General features: G+C 44.2%; 16 protein-coding genes. 9 read left to right on the forward strand and 7 right to left on the reverse strand.

Annotation, left to right across the window (positions count from 1 at the left end):
- Window positions 1-42 precede the first annotated feature (42 nt).
- Window positions 43-2,709, reverse strand: a complete 2,667-nt coding sequence (locus tag MWG72_RS09305) for a TonB-dependent receptor (RefSeq protein WP_247143886.1) — start codon at window positions 2,707-2,709, stop codon at window positions 43-45.
- A 739-nt stretch (window positions 2,710-3,448) separates the two neighbouring features.
- Here MWG72_RS09305 and MWG72_RS09310 point away from each other — a divergent pair.
- From MWG72_RS09310 to MWG72_RS09335, 6 genes are read left to right on the forward strand one after another with little or no spacing between them, the layout of a single operon-like run.
- Window positions 3,449-5,206 carry an ABC transporter substrate-binding protein gene (locus tag MWG72_RS09310; RefSeq protein ID WP_247143887.1) on the forward strand — a complete coding sequence of 586 codons (1,758 nt, stop codon included), beginning with the start codon at window positions 3,449-3,451 and terminating at the stop codon, window positions 5,204-5,206.
- A gap of 22 nt (window positions 5,207-5,228) precedes the next feature.
- Window positions 5,229-7,031, forward strand: a complete 1,803-nt coding sequence (locus tag MWG72_RS09315) for an ABC transporter substrate-binding protein (protein ID WP_247143888.1) — start codon at window positions 5,229-5,231, stop codon at window positions 7,029-7,031.
- 20 nt (window positions 7,032-7,051) lie between these two features.
- Complete coding sequence (locus tag MWG72_RS09320; protein WP_247143889.1) at window positions 7,052-9,058, forward strand: M3 family metallopeptidase; 2,007 nt, start codon at window positions 7,052-7,054, stop codon at window positions 9,056-9,058.
- Window positions 9,059-9,070: 12 nt separating this feature from the next.
- Window positions 9,071-10,009, forward strand: coding sequence for an ABC transporter permease (locus MWG72_RS09325; RefSeq protein ID WP_004279216.1), 939 nt, complete (start codon window positions 9,071-9,073; stop codon window positions 10,007-10,009).
- 7 nt (window positions 10,010-10,016) lie between these two features.
- Window positions 10,017-11,168 (forward strand): ABC transporter permease, encoded by a 1,152-nt coding sequence (locus tag MWG72_RS09330; RefSeq protein WP_247143890.1) that lies wholly within the window; start codon window positions 10,017-10,019, stop codon window positions 11,166-11,168.
- 10 nt (window positions 11,169-11,178) lie between these two features.
- Entirely contained in the window at window positions 11,179-12,915 is a 1,737-nt protein-coding gene (locus MWG72_RS09335) for an ABC transporter ATP-binding protein (RefSeq protein ID WP_247143891.1), read from the forward strand.
- 56 nt (window positions 12,916-12,971) lie between these two features.
- On the opposite strand, the gene rluB is transcribed toward MWG72_RS09335, so the two are convergent.
- Genes rluB through MWG72_RS09350 form a run of 3 tightly spaced genes read right to left on the reverse strand, consistent with a single transcriptional unit; the run spans window position 12,972 to window position 15,447 of the window.
- Window positions 12,972-14,024: a 23S rRNA pseudouridine(2605) synthase RluB gene (gene rluB / locus MWG72_RS09340; protein WP_004646093.1), complete on the reverse strand. Its 1,053-nt coding sequence runs from the start codon at window positions 14,022-14,024 to the stop codon at window positions 12,972-12,974.
- A gap of 41 nt (window positions 14,025-14,065) precedes the next feature.
- Window positions 14,066-14,656: an SMC-Scp complex subunit ScpB gene (scpB, locus tag MWG72_RS09345; RefSeq protein ID WP_005104832.1), complete on the reverse strand. Its 591-nt coding sequence runs from the start codon at window positions 14,654-14,656 to the stop codon at window positions 14,066-14,068.
- Window positions 14,653-15,447, reverse strand: coding sequence for a segregation and condensation protein A (locus MWG72_RS09350; RefSeq protein ID WP_004279221.1), 795 nt, complete (start codon window positions 15,445-15,447; stop codon window positions 14,653-14,655). Before MWG72_RS09350 ends, scpB begins: the two co-directional genes overlap by 4 nt.
- A 503-nt stretch (window positions 15,448-15,950) precedes the next feature.
- On the opposite strand from MWG72_RS09350, the gene MWG72_RS09355 reads away from it, so the two are divergent.
- Entirely contained in the window at window positions 15,951-16,430 is a 480-nt protein-coding gene (locus MWG72_RS09355) for a hypothetical protein (protein ID WP_005251100.1), read from the forward strand.
- Window positions 16,431-16,511: 81 nt separating this feature from the next.
- On the opposite strand, the gene MWG72_RS09360 is transcribed toward MWG72_RS09355, so the two are convergent.
- The 3 genes from MWG72_RS09360 to MWG72_RS09370 all read right to left on the reverse strand — a co-directional run bounded on the left by MWG72_RS09360 (window position 16,512) and on the right by MWG72_RS09370 (window position 18,209).
- Window positions 16,512-16,796, reverse strand: coding sequence for a hypothetical protein (locus tag MWG72_RS09360; protein ID WP_247143892.1), 285 nt, complete (start codon window positions 16,794-16,796; stop codon window positions 16,512-16,514).
- A gap of 45 nt (window positions 16,797-16,841) precedes the next feature.
- A complete protein-coding gene (locus tag MWG72_RS09365; RefSeq protein WP_247143893.1) occupies window positions 16,842-17,459 on the reverse strand; it encodes an L-threonylcarbamoyladenylate synthase in 618 nt (205 codons plus the stop codon).
- An 87-nt stretch (window positions 17,460-17,546) separates the two neighbouring features.
- Window positions 17,547-18,209: an elongation factor P hydroxylase gene (locus tag MWG72_RS09370; protein ID WP_005107719.1), complete on the reverse strand. Its 663-nt coding sequence runs from the start codon at window positions 18,207-18,209 to the stop codon at window positions 17,547-17,549.
- 97 nt (window positions 18,210-18,306) lie between these two features.
- On the opposite strand from MWG72_RS09370, the gene MWG72_RS09375 reads away from it, so the two are divergent.
- Window positions 18,307-18,864, forward strand: coding sequence for a YceD family protein (locus tag MWG72_RS09375; RefSeq protein WP_004279226.1), 558 nt, complete (start codon window positions 18,307-18,309; stop codon window positions 18,862-18,864).
- 77 nt (window positions 18,865-18,941) lie between these two features.
- A complete protein-coding gene (rpmF, locus tag MWG72_RS09380; protein WP_004279227.1) occupies window positions 18,942-19,124 on the forward strand; it encodes a 50S ribosomal protein L32 in 183 nt (60 codons plus the stop codon).
- Window positions 19,125-19,172: the final 48 nt, after the last annotated feature.

Raw genomic sequence — 19,172 nt, forward strand, 5'->3', positions numbered from 1 at the left:
ACCGCAAACACCGCTTGGCAGCAGTGTTTGCGAAGTAATTAATTAAAAGAATTTATAAGTACCACGTAGGAAGTAGGTACGGCCCATTGGATCACCGTGACGAGGGTCATAGCCATATTGAGCATTGTTGGTTGCATCAGAAGCAGGTGGTTCTGCATCAAACATGTTGCGAATACCTGCAGTTAGCTCTAAATTCTTGAATCCGCTATAGGTGCCTGCAAAGTTATAAAGCGTATAGGCACTTACATCACGTTCTTGAGAAAAGTCTTCATAACCACGGATATATTGTTGTTCTAGTCTCATTTTCCAGTCTTCATAAGACCAGTTGATATTGGCAATATGTCTCCAGCGGACGACTGCAGGATCATCATAGATGCCGACGAGCCCTTCCCATTCACCGTTTGGTTCTTCTTGCTCATCCATTTTGATGACATAGGTACCATCAATCCCAAAACCAAAACGGCCTGTTGCTGTCATTGGGCTTAAGTAGTTCAGGCTGAGGTCAATCCCTTCAGTTTTTAATCCACCCATATTTTGTAGAGTTGTATTTAAATACTGGATACGACCATCTGGAGCGTAAACGATCAGATTGCCATAGCGATCAAGGTCATTAAAAATGTCATTAGGAGTAACTGAGCTGACTAAACCTTCAATGTCAATATTGTAGTAATCAGCGGTGAATACCAGATTCTTGATTGGTTCATATACGAATCCGGCTGTAAAAGAGGTTGATTCTTCTGGCTGTAAGTCTGGGTTACCACCTTGTTTACGCTTGAACTGCATACCACATTGGTCTGCAAATTGGGTGCTGGTCGGTTGACCGTTAGCATCACAAAAACGTGGGTTATTGAAGTTAGTGCTAGTATTGGTTTCACTTTGTAAAGAGTTGATTTCCCACATACTTGGGGCACGGAATCCAGTACTATAAGAACTACGGAACATTAACTCTTTAACCGGTTCCCAACGTAGGGATACTTTTGGATTGAAAGTATCACCAAAGTCACTATAGTCATCATAACGTGCCGCAAGTTGAGCTTCTAGAGTCGGCAAGATCGGTACATGTAATTCAGTAAACACCGCAGTAATATCACGGTCACCTGAACTTGACGGTTTATTTGGATCAATACCAGAACCTGGAACCTGGCGAACAAGATCGGCATTCACCTTGGCTTCCCAGTCCTGAGTGGTGTAGCTACCACCCAAGGCAAATCCAACTTCACCTGCAGGTAGTTCATAGATTGGACGGCTGACGGTGAAATCTATAGTGGTAGAATCCAGACTTGCCATATTTGTTGGGCCTGCCACATCAAAAGTAGACCATTTCCCAGCATCTGCAGCGGCCTGAGGACCAAATGGGTTTAAGGTGCCATCATTAAGTGCGGCTTGAACCAAACTTTGATTCAGGTAACCACTGACGAAATTATCAGTTGCTTCACTTTTGGCATAAGTAACGCCACCATTTACATCCCAACCGTAGACTTCACCTTCAATCCCTGCAAAAAAGCGGTTTGATTCATTTTCTGATTGAGAAACACGGTTACCTGATTGTGAACGTAAATAAAGTGCTGCTCTTGGATCTACCAGACCAGCGATGTCTGGTGTAATGCCGTTGCCTGGATAATATTTGCTGGTATTTGGAATAGAAAGACTACCTCCCCATACATCAGGTGCTATCGAGGTTTTTACTTTACTTTCAGTATAAATATATTCAGCAACCGCATTTAATGAATCGGTTAATTTGAAGGTACCTTTACCTAGAGCTGAAAAAGTTTCTTCTTCTGGAGTAATACCAATGAGTGCTTGAGTGTTTAACAGGCAACGTGTACCAGATACAAACATATTTGGTGCATTATTACAGTTTTGATTGATATAAGGGTTAACTACACCTACACCTGAATCTAAAAGGTTGGCAGGGAAGCCGGCACTTGAACCGATCGCCATGTTCAACTCTGGAATTAAACCACCACGACGGCTGACTTTACGATCTTTGGCCATGATCATGTCAGAAGTACGATAATCTACTACACCGTAAACGTTGAAACCTTGTTCATCCAGATCACCATAACCACCGAAAATAGAGACATCATACTTGTCGCCATTTTTTTCTTCAGGGGCTTGCAGGCCACCGGAAATACCAAAACCTTGATATTCTTTTTTAATAATAAAGTTAATTACCCCCGCAATTGCATCTGCACCATATACAGCAGAAGCACCATCACGCAGAATCTCGATACGTTCAACCATCGCCAGTGGAATGATATTCAGGTTAACCTCAGAAGTACTGAAGGGGCTGTTGGCTAAACGACGGCCATTTAATAAAACCAGGGTTTTATCGGTACCTATACCACGAAGGTTGGCAGCAGAACCCGAAGTATTGCTTTTACCGATATTTTGGGAAACTGCAAAACCTGCCTGGTTCGCACTTACTTTATTAATTGCTTCTTCAACCGTGGTGACCCCCTGATTCACCAGATCTTCGACTTTAAGCACAGTAATAGGAGATGCACTTTGTGCAGCTACTCCTTTAATAGATGAACCTGTCACTGTCACTTTTTGAACCTTGGTAGGTTGAGCGGCAGAGTTTTCTGGTTCATCGGCTGCATGTGCCAAAGACAAGCACATCATACTTAAGGTAAGCGTACTTAACTTGAGTATTGTCTTGCTAACTGTTGGAGCCCCCATAGATCCGACTAGTTTGTTTATTTTCATCGTAAAGTTCACCTTTCTTGTTGTGTGAAGATAATGCTGTATTTTTTTTAAGCAAAGCAAGTGCCAACTTAGTCAGAATTCTTCTAAAAATATTCAATATATTAAGAAATGCTTAATTTATAGGGTCTTAGAAAGAGAGAACTTGTGCGTCAGGGAAAACAGATGAGCTGTATTGGAAGTAATAAGAAAAAATGATATTGCAAATCAGTATTTATTGATTAACTCCAAACATTAATTGAAAAATATGTGAACTAATTGGTATTTTTAGATTCTTTAATGTAGGTAGAATATGAGTTATGAGGGGTGGTTGTTTAATTTTTAGACATATTCTTAGTTATTAAAAAATATAGATTTATTTTTTTGGATTATGAATGGCTGAATTTAAACGTGCTATAAAATGACCCACTAGCGAATTATTTTTGTGCAATAAAGTGAAAGTCATTGTAGGATTAATACAGTAAATACTGCAGATAGTATCTAAGTAATTGCCTAAATTACTATTATTTTAAATGATTAATAAAAATATATTTTTTGTTGTAAAAAGAACTTAATTGTTACTTAAAGTCTAGAGTGGCATGAAATTAGCTTTCAAACGCTAGATTCATAAGATAGGCTGAATGTTGAAAAATAAAAAAACATGAAGCAAATCAGAAGAGATAAACGCTTTAAAAAACCTTAATCATTTTAATGATTTAAATAAACAAAAATAGGTGTGAATTTGAAATCAGCAATTTTAAGGATGACAGTTTTAGCACTGGCGGTAACATCAGGGGGGATGGCCTTAGCAAAATCATCTGCACATCCGGATAAAGTTTTAAACCTGGCTTTCGAAGCCCCTGATGACGGTTTCGATATGGTCAAAACCTATAATTTTTATAGTGGTAGCGTTGCTGAAGCTATTTTTGAGCCTTTATTGCGTTATGACTATCTGGCGCGGCCTGCAATCTTGGCTCCAAATACAGCCGAATCTTTACCCAAGGTTGAGCAGGATGGAAAAGTTTATACCTTTAAAATCAAGCCAGGAATTTATTTTAGTCCTGATCCTATATTTCAGGGCAAGAAGCGTGAACTGGTGGCGCGTGATTATATCTACTCCATGCAAAGGATCATGGATCCCAAAAATCATTCTCCTTCTTTTTCTTTTATCGAGGGAAAAATCCTTGGGGCAGATCAGGTCATCCAGCAGGCTAAAAAAACTGGCAAGTTCAACTACGATGCACCTATTCCCGGTTTAAAAGCACTAGATAAATATACCTTACAAATTACCCTGACCCGTTCAGACCTGAACTTTCCTTATATTCTGGCCTATGTCGCTTTTGCTGGTACTGCACGCGAAGTCATCGAACATTATGGCGATCGGGTAGGTCAGCATCCAGTCGGAACAGGGGCATACCAGTTACACAAATATGTGCCGCGTAGCCGTATTGAGTTAACTGCTAATCCAAATTATCGCGGTTTTGTCTGGAACTTTAAGGGGGATGGTTCAGAGTGGGATCAACGGATTGTCAAGGTCATGCAAGGCAAGCAGATGCCACAAATTGGCAAGGTCAAAATTAGTATTATTGAAGAAGAACAATCACGCTGGCTGGCCTTAAAATCTGGACAATTAGACTATGACAAACTGACTGCAAGCGGCGCTGAACAGGCACTGGAAAATAAACAGCTGAAAAGTGAATACAAGAAAAAAGGCATTCTGCATTATCCGAATAAAGAACCGGAAATTACCTATACCATCATGAATATGCGTGATCCGTTAATTGGTGGAAATTCACTGGAAAAAATTGCCTTACGTCGTGCTCTCGCCTTGTCCTATAACCAGAAAGAAGCCATCCAGCAGTTGTACAAAGGTCATGCCGATAAAGCTGAAATGATTTTGCCAGAGGGAGTGGGTGGACATGACCCGAAGTATAAAAGCAGTATTGCTTATAACCCATTACTGGCCAATAAACTGCTTGACCGCTTTGGTTATAAGAAAGGCGCTGATGGTTACCGCACCTTACCTGATGGCAAGCCTTTGATACTAAAAATGAATTCAACCAGCTCAAGCTCTTCGGTGATTTCTGCAGAGTTATGGAAAAAGAATCTGGATGCGATCGGGGTGCGAATTGAGTTCAAAGTCAGTAATTTTGCTGACAATTTAAAAGAAGCCACCCAATGCAAACATATGATGTGGGGAGGAGCCTGGATTGCGGATTATCCGGAAGGGGAAAACTTTGCCCAGTTACTGTATGGGCCAAATGCGCAGCAAGGCAACCTGAGTTGCTATACCTCAAAAGCCTATGACGCGTTGTACCAGACTGCAATGAAACTGCCGCCGCAGCAGCGGACGCCATATTATGAGCAGATGAACCGTCAGATGGAAGCCGATAATCCATGGATTCTGCACAATACTCGTATACGTAACTGGTTAATTCATCCGCATGTACAGGGCTTTAAAGCCCATCCGGTGACCAGAGCAGTTTGGCAATATATGGATATTGAACCTGTTAAAAAATAACTTGAGAAGATTAAGAACCAGTATGAATGTGAATAAAAATACTTTAAAAAAACTGGCCAGTGGGGTGTTAGTGGCCGGTTTGATGATGGCAGGGAGTGCACCGACATGGGCCAGCAATCCTGCCAACCCGAATAAGGTTTTAAAAACAGTATTTCTGGCAGCTGAAACCGGTTTTGATCCTGGTTATATCCATGACCGTTATTCAGCCAAGATTAATGCTGCGATTTTTGAGACCTTATTTACCTATGATTATCTGGCCTCGCCGGCAAAATTAGTGCCATTGACTGCAGTCAGTTTGCCTCAAGTGAGTGCAGACGGTTTGACTTATACCATTAAAGTTAAAAAGGGTATTTACTTTGCCGATGATCCGGTCTTCGGCGGTAAAAAACGTGAACTGACTTCGTATGACTATGCTTATAGCTTGAAACGTCTATTGGACCCAAAGCTGCATTCACCGAACAGCTGGTTGCTGGATGGCCGAATTAAAGGGCTGGACGCATGGATGGCCCTGACCAAAAAGAATGGCAAAGCCTATGAAAATCCGTTTGAAGGTATTCAGACCCCAGACCGCTATACCTTGGTATTAAAGCTGAATAATCCGGATCAGAACTTTCCGATGTTGCTGGCACATGGACCTGCCGCTGCAGTAGCTCGTGAAGTGATTGAAAAATATAAAGACAAGGCGGGTTGGGTCATGAATAGGCCAGTGGGAACTGGCCCTTACGTGCTCAGCCGTTGGACACCAGGCTCACGGATTATCTTAAAACCAAATCCAGCTTATCGTGGTTTTGTCTGGGACTTTAAAGCCAGTGGTGCAGAAGATCAGGCCATTGTAAAAGCCATGCAGGGCAAAAAAATGCCTCAAATCGGCACTATTGATGTGCGTGTTATTGAAGAAGCGCAATCCCGGATGCTGGCATTTAAGAAAAATGAACTGGACCTGCTCGAAATTGAAGGCGATATCGTCGTACAGGCCCTCGATGGTGACAAATTAAAGCCTGAGCTGGCTCAGCAGGGAGTGAAGCTGTCACGTATTTTAGAGCCCTCCATTAGCTACCATTACTGGAATATGCAAAACCCGGTCGTGGGTGGTTTCGCGCCAGAAAAAATTGCCTTACGTCGTGCCATGGCGATGGCATTTTCTGTAGAAAACATGATCAATGTATTACTTAAGGGGGATGGAGCAAAACTGCACATGCCTATCCCCCCAGGAGTAGCAGGCTATTCACCGTCCTATAAAAGCAGTATTCCCTATTCAGTCAAAGCAGCCAACATGTTGCTCGACCGCTATAACTACAAGATCGGTGCAGATGGCTGGCGGAAAACGCCTGAAGGTAAACCTCTGGTGATTGAACTGATTACTGGGAATACCAGTCGGGGCCAGCAGCAGGGTGAGTTCTGGAAAAAGACCCTGGACAGTATTCATATTCGATTGACCAGTAAGGCCATGCCATTTGCTGAAGGCATCAAGCTGGAAAAGCAATGTAAAACCATGTTTAAGAGTTCTGCATGGATTGCCGATTATCCGGATGCCGACAATTTTATGCAGCTGTTCTATGGCAAGAATGTCAATGTCACCAACAATGCCTGTTTCAAGCATCCTGAATTTGACCGTCTTTACGAGCAAACTCAGAGCATGCCGCCAGGTCCGGAGCGTGATCTGCTCTATCGCAAAATGACCAGGATTCTCGAAGTCAACATGCCGACCCTGATGCTCTATAGCACCTACCGTAATGCCTTGACCCAACCCCAAATTATTGGACATAAGTCCCATCCGATTCTGTCTTCAGAATGGATGTATATCGATATTAATACGAAAAAGTAAGAAAAAATCTGGAGATGAATATGAAATCAAAATCTTTAAAATTAAGTACCTTATGTTTAATGATGATGGGGGGATATCAAGGTTTAGCGGCAGATACCCAAGTACAGCTGCTGCCATTGTTCAAGGCTGCAGAAATTCCGTCTTTATGTGATGCCAGTCTGGCTTCCATGCAAAAAGATATCCAGATATTTGAAAATAAGAAAATTAAAAATAAAGCCAAGGCAGGGCCTTATCTGGCTGAATGGGATGAGTTGCATGCCAAAGCCCGGGATTTCGGTGCTGCAGTAGGACTATATAGTAATGTCGATCCGGATCCTGCATTGCGTCAGGCAGCCGATGACTGTGAACTTAAAATCAGCAAATACCAGACCACCCTGTATCAGAATCCTAAACTGTATGCCCAGTTCAAGAAACTGAAAGCCAGCGATCCGATTGATCAGAAATTTTTAGAAGATATTCTGGAACAGTTTGAGAATACCGGGGTACAACTCAGTGCAGAAAAACAGAAACGACTGAAAGAAATTATTGAAGAAAGTACCAAACTGGGGCAGGATTTTTCCAAAAATGTGCGGGATAACCCTGAAAAAGTTGAATTTACTCCAGCTGAAATGAAAGGCCTGCCAGAAAGTTACATCGCAAATTTAAAGAAAAATGAAAAGGGCAATTATCTGCTTGGCTTTGATTATCCGGAATACCAGCCTTTTATGGAGCTGGCAGAAAGTGATGAAGCACGCAAACGTTACCAGACCGCCTACACGCGTCGCGGGACCGAACAAAACCTGCAATTCATGAAAAAAGCCATTGATCTGCGTTATGAAATGGCACAACTTTTTGATAAGGAAAGCTATGCCCATTCTGCGCTTGAATTCCGCATGGCCAAAACTCCGGAAGCAGTGAACGGTTTTCTGGATGAGGTTTATGCCAAAGTTGCACCTTTAGAAAAGCAGGATGTAGAACAATTACGTCAGTTCAAGGCTGAAACTTTAAAAGTTTCACTAGAAAAAGCAGAAATTACACGCTGGAATCAGGGTTATTGGAGTGAAAAACTGCGTCAGGCCAAATACAAGGTTGACCAGGAAAAATTGCGGGATTATTTCCCGACAGAAGCATCGCAAAAATGGTTATTCGCTATTTCTTCGGAACTCTATGGCATTGAGTTCAAGCCGGTGAAAGTCAAGGCCTGGCATGATGAAGTGGAATATTATGCGGTACATGACAAAGCAACGGGCGAATTCTTGGGCGGATTATATGTCGATAAATACCCGCGTGAAGGTAAATATGGGCATGCAGCTGTCTGGGGAGCTTATGGCGGCAGTACCCTGAATCAGCGTCGTCCGGTATCGGTACTGGTGACCAATTTTAACCATAAGGGCTTGAACAGCAACGAGCTGGAAACCTTTGTGCATGAAATGGGTCATGCCTTGCACGGGATTCTATCGAAAACCCGCTATACAGAACAGTCTGGTACCTCGGTAGAGCGTGACTTTGTAGAAGCACCATCACAGATGTATGAAGAGTGGGCACGCCGTCTGGAAACCTTGTCAAAAGTAGCAGATTACTGTGAGCCAGCATGTCCTCGGGTGGATGCTGCCATGACCGAGCGCTTAAAGAATGTGAAGAATTACGGCCGAGGCCTGCATTATGCCCGTCAGGCTTTATATGCCCAATATGATATGGCCCTGCATGGTAAAGATGCAAAAAACATTGAGCCTTTAAAACTCTGGCAGGATATGGAAGGTAAAACTGCCTTGGGTTATGTTAACGGTCAGCAGTTCCCGGGACAGTTCGGGCATCTGATGGGCGGCTATCAGGCAGGTTACTACAGCTATATGTGGTCTGAGGTCATTGCCCTGGATATGCTTTCCTCCTTTGGCGATCAGCTGATGGACAAGAAAGTCGGTGCGCATTATCGCAATACGGTCCTGGCCCAAGGCGGACAAAAGCATGGCGAGCAAATGGTGAAAGACTTCTTGGGTCGTGATCCGGACAGCAAAGCTTTCTTTAATGAAATCTCTGGAAAAAATTAAGGAAGGCAAGCGATGCTGGCATATATTATTCGACGGCTTTGGCAAATGATCCCGACCATGCTCGGGGTGATTTTGCTGATATTCCTGCTGTTTAACTGGGTGGGCGGAGACCCTGCCTATATTCTGGCCGGTAAAATGGCCAATGCGGAACAGATTGAGAACATCCGTCAGCAACTGGGTGTGGATCAACCGTATTACGTACAACTCTGGATCTTTATCAAGCAGATTTTAACCTTTGATTATGGGGTGAGCTGGAGTACCGGAGAATCGGTGGCACAGATTATTACCACACGTTTGGGGCCGTCACTGACCATTCTGATTCCACTGACCATTCTGCAAACCATTATTTCTATCATTCTGGCTTTGGGGGTGGCTTCGGTTCGTGGTTCTTTGACAGATCGCATGATCATGATGCTGTGTACGATCGGTATGTCGATCAGTATTCTGGTGTACATCATTGTGTTCCAGTATTTCCTGGCTTATGAATTGAGCTGGTTCCCGGTACAGGGCTGGAGCGATAATTTCGCTGATAATCTTTTCAAATACGCCTTGCTACCTGTGCTGATTATGTTGGTGGTGAGTATTGCACCAACATTACGCCTGTATCGTAGTTTCGTACTGGATGAAGTTAATCAGGACTATGTACGTACTGCGCGTGCCAAAGGCTTGGGTGAAAACCGTATCATGGGCGTGCATGTCCTGCGCAATGCCTCCATTCCGATTATTACCGATGTGATGGCAGGACTTCCGGCACTGCTGATCGGTGCTTTCCTGATTGAGCGTTTTTTTGGTATTCCGGGAATTGGCCGTGAAGTCATTATTGCAGTAGAACGTTCCGATTTTCCGGTGATTAAAGCGATTACGGTCTATGTCGCTGCTGCGACCATGATATTCAACCTGATTGCCGATCTGATCTATAAATGGGTCGATCCGCGTGTACAGTTGAAGTAGGTGAATTATGCTGAGTGCGATATTTAAAAAAGAACAAGCGGCTGAAGCAGCACCTGAATCGGCTTCAACAGGATTATGGCAACTGGCCATGCGCCGTTTGAAACGTGACCGGATTGCCATGTTTTCCCTGTATGTGGTGCTGTTTTATCTGCTGCTGCTGGTACTGTCAATGAGCGGCCTGATTGCCAAAGACTGGAATAAAGAAGTAGCGGTCAGCTATGCACCACCGAGTTTTATCAGTGTAGCGCCAGTTCCGGCTGGATCTGATACAGAGCAGGGCACGGAATCTGTGCCTTTACCGGTCAATCCATTTGATCCCTTAAAAGATGTCATTGCTGAATTGAATGCTGAAATTGCTGCTGAGCAGGGTGCAGGTGCAGGCATCGATTATTATGGAGTGGTCGATCCGCTGGCAGAAGACATGAAGGCTATTAATCAGGAACTCGATGGCCAGCTGATGGATGAAAGTGGTGAACTCAAGCAAAGTCTGGTTTTCGGCGCCGATAAATGGGGTCAGGATGTTTTACAGAAAACCATCAAGGGGGCTGAAACCTCGATTCTGGTTGGACTAATCGCAGCCTTTGTCGCTGTACTGATTGGAACTGCACTGGGTGCAATAGCAGGTTACTTTGGTGGCTGGGTCGATGATGTCCTAAACTGGTTTTATAATATCTTTACCTCGATTCCCTATCTGTTGCTGGTTTTGGCGATTGCCGCAGTGTTACAGCAGAAAGGTATTTTATCAATCATCCTGATTTTAGGTCTGACTGGCTGGACCGGGGTCTTCCGTTTGGTTCGTGCCGAATACATGAAACATACAGCACGTGAATATGTGCTGGCTGCCAAGGCGATTGGCGTGAGTAATATGCGTCGTATGTTTGTCCATATTTTTCCCAATGTCAGCCATATTGCCCTGGTACAGATGTCTATTCTGGTGGTGGCATTTATCAAGTCCGAAGTCATTTTGAGCTTCCTCGGTTTCGGTGTGCCTATCGGGGTAGTGTCATGGGGCAGTATGCTAAATGAAGCACAAAGCGAGCTGATTTTGGGTAAATGGTGGCAACTGGCGGCAGCCTCAATTGCCATGGCGGTATTGGTAACTGCTTTCTCGATGTTTACCGATGCACTCCGTGATGCATTAGATCCAAAACTGAAATAGGAGCGCAACGATGTCTGAAATCAATCCAAGCACAGCACCTGCGCTACTTCGCGTAGAAAATCTGCGAGTCAGTTTTAAAGGTGAAAATAAAGAATATATTGAGACTGTAAAAGGGGTTTCTTTCGAGATTCCGGCCAATACCACAGTTGCACTGGTAGGCGAATCGGGAAGTGGCAAGTCGGTCACTTCCCTCGCCACTATGGGCCTGCTTCCGGCAGAAAGCGCACGTATTTCAGAAGATAGCCAGATCATCTTTGAAGGGAAAAACCTGCTCAAGCTTAAAACCCGTGAAATGCGCAAGATGTGCGGCAAAGACATTGCCATGATTTTTCAGGAGCCAATGTCTTCGCTAAATCCGGTATTTACGGTAGGCATGCAGATTGCAGAAATCCTGCAACTACATTTGGGCATGAATAAAAAACAGGCGCGGCAACGTACCCTGGAACTGCTCAAAGAAGTAGGGATCCCTGCGCCAGAAACTAAAATTGATGCCTATCCGGGGCAGCTTTCCGGTGGACAGCAGCAACGCGTCATGATTGCCATGGCCATTGCTTGTGAACCTAAACTGTTGATTGCAGATGAACCGACCACAGCCCTGGATGTGACTATTCAAAAGCAGATTCTGGACTTGCTGGAATCGCTGCGTCAGCGTCGCCAGATGTCGATGCTGTTTATTACCCATGATTTAGCATTGGTTGGTGAAATTGCCGATCAGGTTATTGTGATGCGCCATGGGGAAATCCGTGAACAGGGTCCGGTTCGGGAGGTGCTGGACCGGCCTCAGGACATGTATACCAAAGCCTTGTTGCACTGCCGCCCGCAACTCTCGCAACGTCCGCTACGTTTGCCGATGATTAGTGATTTTATGAAACAGGATGGCTCAACCTGGCTGGAAGATATCCGCCTGAATACTCAGCTTCCGCAACGTTCACGTGGACTAAAAGGCGGAGAGGAAATTATTCTGGATGTACGGGATCTGAAAAAATCTTTTTATAGTCGTAAAGGACTGTTTGGCAAAGATGAGTTTCAAGCAGTAAAAGGAGTTTCTTTTCAGCTGGCCAAAGGCAAGACCTTGGGGTTGGTCGGGGAGTCCGGTTCGGGTAAAACCACCATTGGCTTGTTGCTGATGCGTCTGCAAAAGGCTACGGGCGGTAAGGCACTGTTTCAGGGTCGGGACATTCTGGACATGTCGGAACAGGAATTTACCCAGTATCAACGTAAAATCCAGATCATTTTCCAGAATCCCTATGCTTCTCTGAATCCGCGCTTTACCGTAGGGCAAATCCTGATGGAACCGATGCAGATTCACAAGATTGGTCAGGATGATGCCGAACGCAAACAAATGGCTCTGGATTTGCTGGAACGGGTCAGCTTGCCTGCTCAGGCTTTTTATCGCTACCCGCATGAGTTTTCCGGTGGTCAGCGTCAGCGGATTGCAATCGCACGTTGCCTGACCTTAAAGCCTGAGATTTTGATCTGCGATGAATCGGTCTCGGCACTGGATGTCTCAGTACAGGCGCAGGTGCTGAATTTACTGCAAGATTTGCAGGATGAATTCGGACTCAGCTATATCTTTATTTCACATGATTTGTCGGTAGTGAAATATATTTCAGATCAGATCATGGTGCTGAATCATGGTGAATTGGTGGAAATCGCCAATTCAGATGAATTGTATCAATCTCCACAGCATGAATATACCAAGCGTTTACTCGGTGCCATTCCGCAAGGGATTCCACAAAGTGCCTGATGCATAAGGCATAAAAAAAGTCAGGCAATGTGCCTGACTTTTTTTATTTATCTTAATTAAAACTTTTTAAAGCCTTTGTTGATACCGTATGGACGACGCGGCGCATTTTCATCACGCTCTTCACGACGACCAAAGCCTTGATCCGGACGGTTTTCACGACGCACAAACTGAGTGCCATTCTGGTTTTCAGCTCTGTCACGACGACCATAAGCATTGTCATCACGACGCTCACGGCCAGTATTATTTTGTGGTTGCTCATCACTGTCACGACGTTGCTGACGCAAGAAACCGCCACGGCGTGCAGCCATCGGCTTGTCCTGCATACGTTCATTACGGCGTTTCGCCATACCAAACAAACCAGTGCCTTGACGTGGTTTCAATTCCACAGCTTTGGTCAGGTTGTCGATATCGTTTTTATCCAGTTCAATCCAGCGACCGGTACGCAGTTCGCGTGGCAAAATCACAGTACCATAACGGGTACGCAGTAGACGGCTGACTTTCAGGCCTTGTGATTCAAAGATACGACGTACTTCACGGTTACGACCTTCTTTTACTACCACCTGGAACCAACGGTTGATCCCGTCACCACCGAGTTCAGAGAAAGATTCGAATTTTGCCGGACCATCGTCTAGCACCACTCCTTTGAGCATGTTGTTACGAATTTGTGGTGTAACTTCACCCATGACACGAACTGCATATTCACGTTCGATTTCATTCGATGGGTGCATCAAGCGGTTGGCAAGTTCACCATCATTTGTGAACAGTAGCAGACCGGTCGAGTTAATATCCAGACGACCCACCATTACCCAGCGATCGCCCGGAATAGCAGGCAGCTGCTCAAACACGGTCGGACGGTTTTCAGGATCGCTACGTGAGCAGATCTCGCCTTCAGGCTTGTAATAGATAATGACACGACGACGGATTTCGTCTTCAATCTGGAAGGCAACTTTACGACCATCGATGCGAAGCTCATCACCTGGTTCGATTCGTTCACCCACTTGGGCAATTTGCCCGTTGACACTTACACGACCCGCGGCAATGACTTCTTCCATATAACGGCGAGAACCCAAACCAACGCGTGCAAGCACCTTTTGCAACTTTTCACTCATGACAGCATAACCTTAGAAATAATTATCAACAGTTCACCTATTTATGACTTCGGTGCATTCGCATCGAGGGCCATAAAAGCTTCCTTGGCATCCTGCAGGGGAGGCAATTGGCCCAAACTATTCAGGCCAAACGCATTTAAAAATTGTGGCGTTGTCATTAACAACGCAGGTCTTCCAGGGAGTTCACGAAATCCAGACTCTTTAATCCAGTTCCAGTCAAACAGCGTACGCAAGTTTTGACTGTTATTCGTGACACCACGAATTTGTTCAATATCCGCTCGGGTCACTGGCTGGTGATAAGCAATCACCGCAAGCGTCTCTAGTAATGAAGGCGACAAGCGAGCCGGTCGCTCAGGCCAGGTCTGTGCAATAATATTACGATATTTTGCACGCACTTGAAAACGATAACCTTGTGCTGTTTCAATCAGTTCGATCGAACGGCCATGCATCAGCATGGAAAGTTGTTGTAAATACTGACGTAATTCCTGCTTGCTATAGCGATCCTGAAAAGCTTCTTTCAGACGAGCCAATGAAACCGCGGAGTCGCTGGCAAAAATAATGGCTTCAAGCTGCATCAATACTTCATGCAGATTATCTTCTGCAGATAACAGCGTATTTTGATCGAGTGTCATTGACTGGCTCCTTGAATTGCGAGCGGGGCTTCAATACCTGTAGCAATAATCTGAATTTTTTGTTGTCGGGTCAGTTCCAGCACCGCCATAAAGGTTACCACCATACCCATACGGCCTTGGCTCGGTTTTAACAAGTCCTTAAAGCTGAGTATTGCGCCAGTTTCAATACAACTTTCAATATAGGCAATACGTTCTTCCAGCAGTACCGGTTCCTGTTGCACCTGATGAATCACGGGTTCAGGACGATTAAATATACAAAGCAAGGCATCACGCAATAAATCGCTTGAATAGCCTTCATTCGGCTGCTGGATTTCGCCCAAACTGACGTTGGTGGTGAAAGTGTCACGTTCCAGAATCGGCATCTGGCCCAGACGTTCTGCTGCCTGTTTAATTCTTAAATAATTTTCTAAACGGTCAATCAGTTCTTGTTTTGGATCCTGTTCAATCGCAGTCAGGCTTTTCGGTTTCGGCAAAAGCAAACGTGATTTCAGATCTGCCAGTAAGGCCGCCATCACCATATAGTCGGCCGTCAGCTCGATGTTCAGGGATTTCATCGCGTCCATATAAGACAAATACTGCGCTGCAATCGGCGCGATATCGACCTGTAACAGATCAAAACCGTTTTTTTGAATCAGGTAAATTAAAAAGTCGAGTGGGCCTTCAAAATGTTCTAATAAGATTTCAAATGCCGCTGGAGGAATGTACAGATCCTCTGGAATTGTATCCTGCCATTCATCCAGAACCCGAATGTGCGGAGCAGATTCCATAGTGTTATGGATAATTTGAGTCATTACAATTATAGGCCACGCGAATTTTCAAAGGCATGCAAAGGCTTGATTTTCGGTATCTGATCGAAAGAAAAGCACAGGATTAAGCGTTGTCATTGTACTGGAAAAGTAACTTTAAATAAATTAAATAAGCCGTCAAAGCCATAAAAACTTAAAAAAATAATGGAATTTATCTGCGATTTTAAAATAGCACAAAGGAAAATGGCAGAATCGGGCGGGAAATGCAGCGGTGATTTTCATGCTAAATTGGCTCTCATAATTAAGCTTATCTGGTAGATGATGCCAGTTGATTCACTTCAAAACTCGATCAATACAGTGATTCTCCTCAAAAGAGTAAATAAGCTAGCTGGCAGATATCGAATGATTTTTAAACGGATTTCCCATTAAAAAACATAAAATTAATAAGTATTAATAAACTATTTCCCTGTAATTTTTGGTCAAAAATACCGCTATACTCTCGAAAAATAGTCAAGAATCACAAAAATCAATAAAAAGGTGAAGAAAGCATGCCACTTATTCTGGTTGTTATTGGGATGATCGCATTCGGGGGATTTTGGGCTTATCCCAAATATCAGATTATGCAGCTTGAAGATGAAGCACGCACAGGACTGAAATCAGGCGGATTTTCAGCTTTTGCGGAACAGGCCCGACCTGTCATGCAGGCCATGAAAATGGATTTTAGTGTGCTGGACCAATATCCCAATATTCGTTTTTACATGCGGCATATGGCTTATGAGGGCGACCAGCTGGATGAGCGAATTAAACTGGATATGCAAGCCATGTCTTGTGAGTCGATCAATTCCTTTAAAGTCATGGAACCCAAAGCACGTACGGCGATGCTGAATGTACTGGAAGAAGATCAGATTGTTTTTCATGTGTATCTGAAAAATAAACTGGGTGAAGAGCTCATGCATCATGAACAGAAGCTATCGCAATGTCCAAATTTCATTGCGGTTCGTCATTATGAACGTAGTTCAGATTCCTAAACTGTCTTTGCCAGCCACTGCATATCTGCCGAATTGAAAAGAATAGAACTGCAACCTCTCACCCTATGCTGTTTTAGATTTTCATGGTGAGGAATGGCTGTATTCCTTGGTCGCAAATTCAATGATACGTTGGCAAGTTTCTGCCAGGCATACATTTTGGTTTGAATAGATCTGCAACAACTGTCTCGCTACAGCCAACGTCAGGAAAAATTGGTACTCAGTATGATCAATATTTACAGTGGGATGGGAAGGAAAATGTGCTTCGACCATGACTGCCTTGGATTGCAGTGTCCAAGGCAGTTCTGCATAGATTAAATCCTGTGCAGAAAATTCATGCTGATTTAGCAGGAGATAAAATAAATCCATTCATTTTGACTCCCCGAATGTTTGTAGGAATTTCTCAAGCGTCGTTTATTCAAAGGCGCTGACATCTCCCATACCACGACGAATCACTTCTGGATGATCACCAGATAAATCTACAATAGAGGTCGTGCTCAACGTGCCTAAACCACTATCTACAAAAACATCAATGCGTTTGCCCAGCTGCATTTCAATATCATAAGGATCATCGAGTGGGTCAGTCTGACCCGGTAAAATCAGGGTAGAGGTCAACAGCGGTTCACCGAGTTCTTTCAGTAACATTTGACACACCGGATTATTTGGAATGCGCAGACCAATGGTTTTTTTCTTGGGGTGCATCAACCGACGCGGGACTTCGCTGGTCGCAGGTAAAATAAAGGTCGTAATAGCCGGTGTATTATTTTTCAGCAAACGGTACATGGCATTGTCCACCTTGGCATAAGTGGCAATATCGGACAAATCACAGCACAGAATCGCATATTGATGCTTTGGGCCCAGACCACGAATTTGCGCAATCCGCTCCATGGCACTCTTGTTCCCAATCTGGCAACCAATCGCATAGGCCGCATCAGTGGGATAGACCACCACCTCACCCGCACGGATACGTTCCACTGCCTGACTGATTAAGCGGGGTTGCGGATTGTCTGGGTGTACGCGTAAATGCAGCATAGAGACTACTCCAAGCTTGGGCTGATGGCTTATTATGTGGCGCTCAGGCAAGATCTGGCAATCATAAAAAAGGTAGATTTGTGTAATTTAATCAAGCATTTCACGTATAAATTCATCAGATTGTAAACTTTTGCCACCTCTAATGCAGATACAGATACATTGGATAAAGCGCGCTGCATCACATGGAAGTTTGGCTGTACCATTAAAATAAGCCTGTACTTGAGCGTAGACATTATCTTTAAAGCTGGCACCATCACCGCCGTCGCCAGTCAGGTTATCCAAAGAAACCCGAAATTTACGGCCAAAAGCCTGGGCAAACATCCACTCAATTGCCTGTGGCTTGATTTCCACCTGTTCAAATAAAGCCTGCTGTTCACGGGTCCGCCCATCCGGGGCATACCAGTAACCCAGATCAGGCAGCAGGCGGCGTTTGTCTCCGGCAATGGTCCAGTGGCTGATTTCATGCAAAGCGCTATTAAAGAAACCATGGGCAAACTGGATCCGGGCAGGACTGTTTGTACTTGCAGGGAAATATTCTGGTTCAAATTCGCCACGCATTAAAGTGACATTTAAATGGGAAAACCAGTGATTAAAGTGTAAGATGAGCCAGTCCACCTGCTGCGCTTCTGACGATAAATTCGCCCATGGCGAGAGTTGCACTTGTTGTGTTGAACTGTCAGAATCAAGGCTTGGAATTGTGCTAACGAGTGATGAAACATTCACTTCTGTTTGCGGCTGCAACAGATGCATGACTTGAGTTACCCAAATGGTCTGTCGAAATAAGTACAAAATTGTATCTTAATCTTTGACAGAGTACTGATGAATTTGTAGAATTGCCGCCTTAATTATGTCAGCAAATACCTTTCCGGCACAGATTGAGCCGTTTAAATGGGCTGAACAGGGTTTTAAATGGTCAGGTCAACTGCCTTTATCCCGCTTTGTTCGTATCGCTCGTGAAGCTGTTGGATCAATTGATGATCAATTGATTAACATAGACTGTAAGCTATCAATGGATGCCTATCATCGTATTGCATGGCTAGATGGTCACGTTGAAACAAAAGTTCCTATGGAATGTCAGCGTTGTCTGGAAACTGTAGAAATTGAACTGGTTTCATCGTTCCATTTGGCACTTGTGGATGATGAGTCACTGATAGAGCGCTTGGATGAGGATGCTGATTTCATCGTCCTAGGTGAAAGTGAAGCAACGACCAAAGGTGATTATGATGCACCAGCGACCGCTGATTTACTCGCGCTGATAGAAGATGAACTGTTATTGTTGATGCCGTTGTCGCCTAAACATGAGTTTTGTGAACATAAGCATCAACCTGCCGTAGAAGAAGTGGCTGAAGAAAAACGGGACAACCCGTTTGAAGTTTTGGCTGCTTTGAAGGGTAAACTTAACTAATTTTTGTGTTATACTCTTGTGTATAAGACAATCGAATTTGTTCTGATCCATTTTTTCGATCTTTGTAAGGAGCCATCATGGCCGTTCAGCAAAACCGTAAAAGTCGCTCTCGCCGTGACATGCGCCGTTCACATGACGCTTTAACCGAGAATGCATTAACTGTAGACCAAGCTACTGGCGAGACTCACCGTCGTCACCACGTATCTAAAGATGGTATCTACCGTGGTCGTCAATTATTCGCTAAAGCATCTGCTGAATAATTGGTGATGTATTAAGCGTCAAGCTTAGTAGAAAAAATGGGAGCATTT

Source organism: Acinetobacter lwoffii, assembly GCF_022967985.1.
In the GTDB taxonomy this organism is placed as follows: Bacteria; Pseudomonadota; Gammaproteobacteria; order Pseudomonadales; family Moraxellaceae; genus Acinetobacter.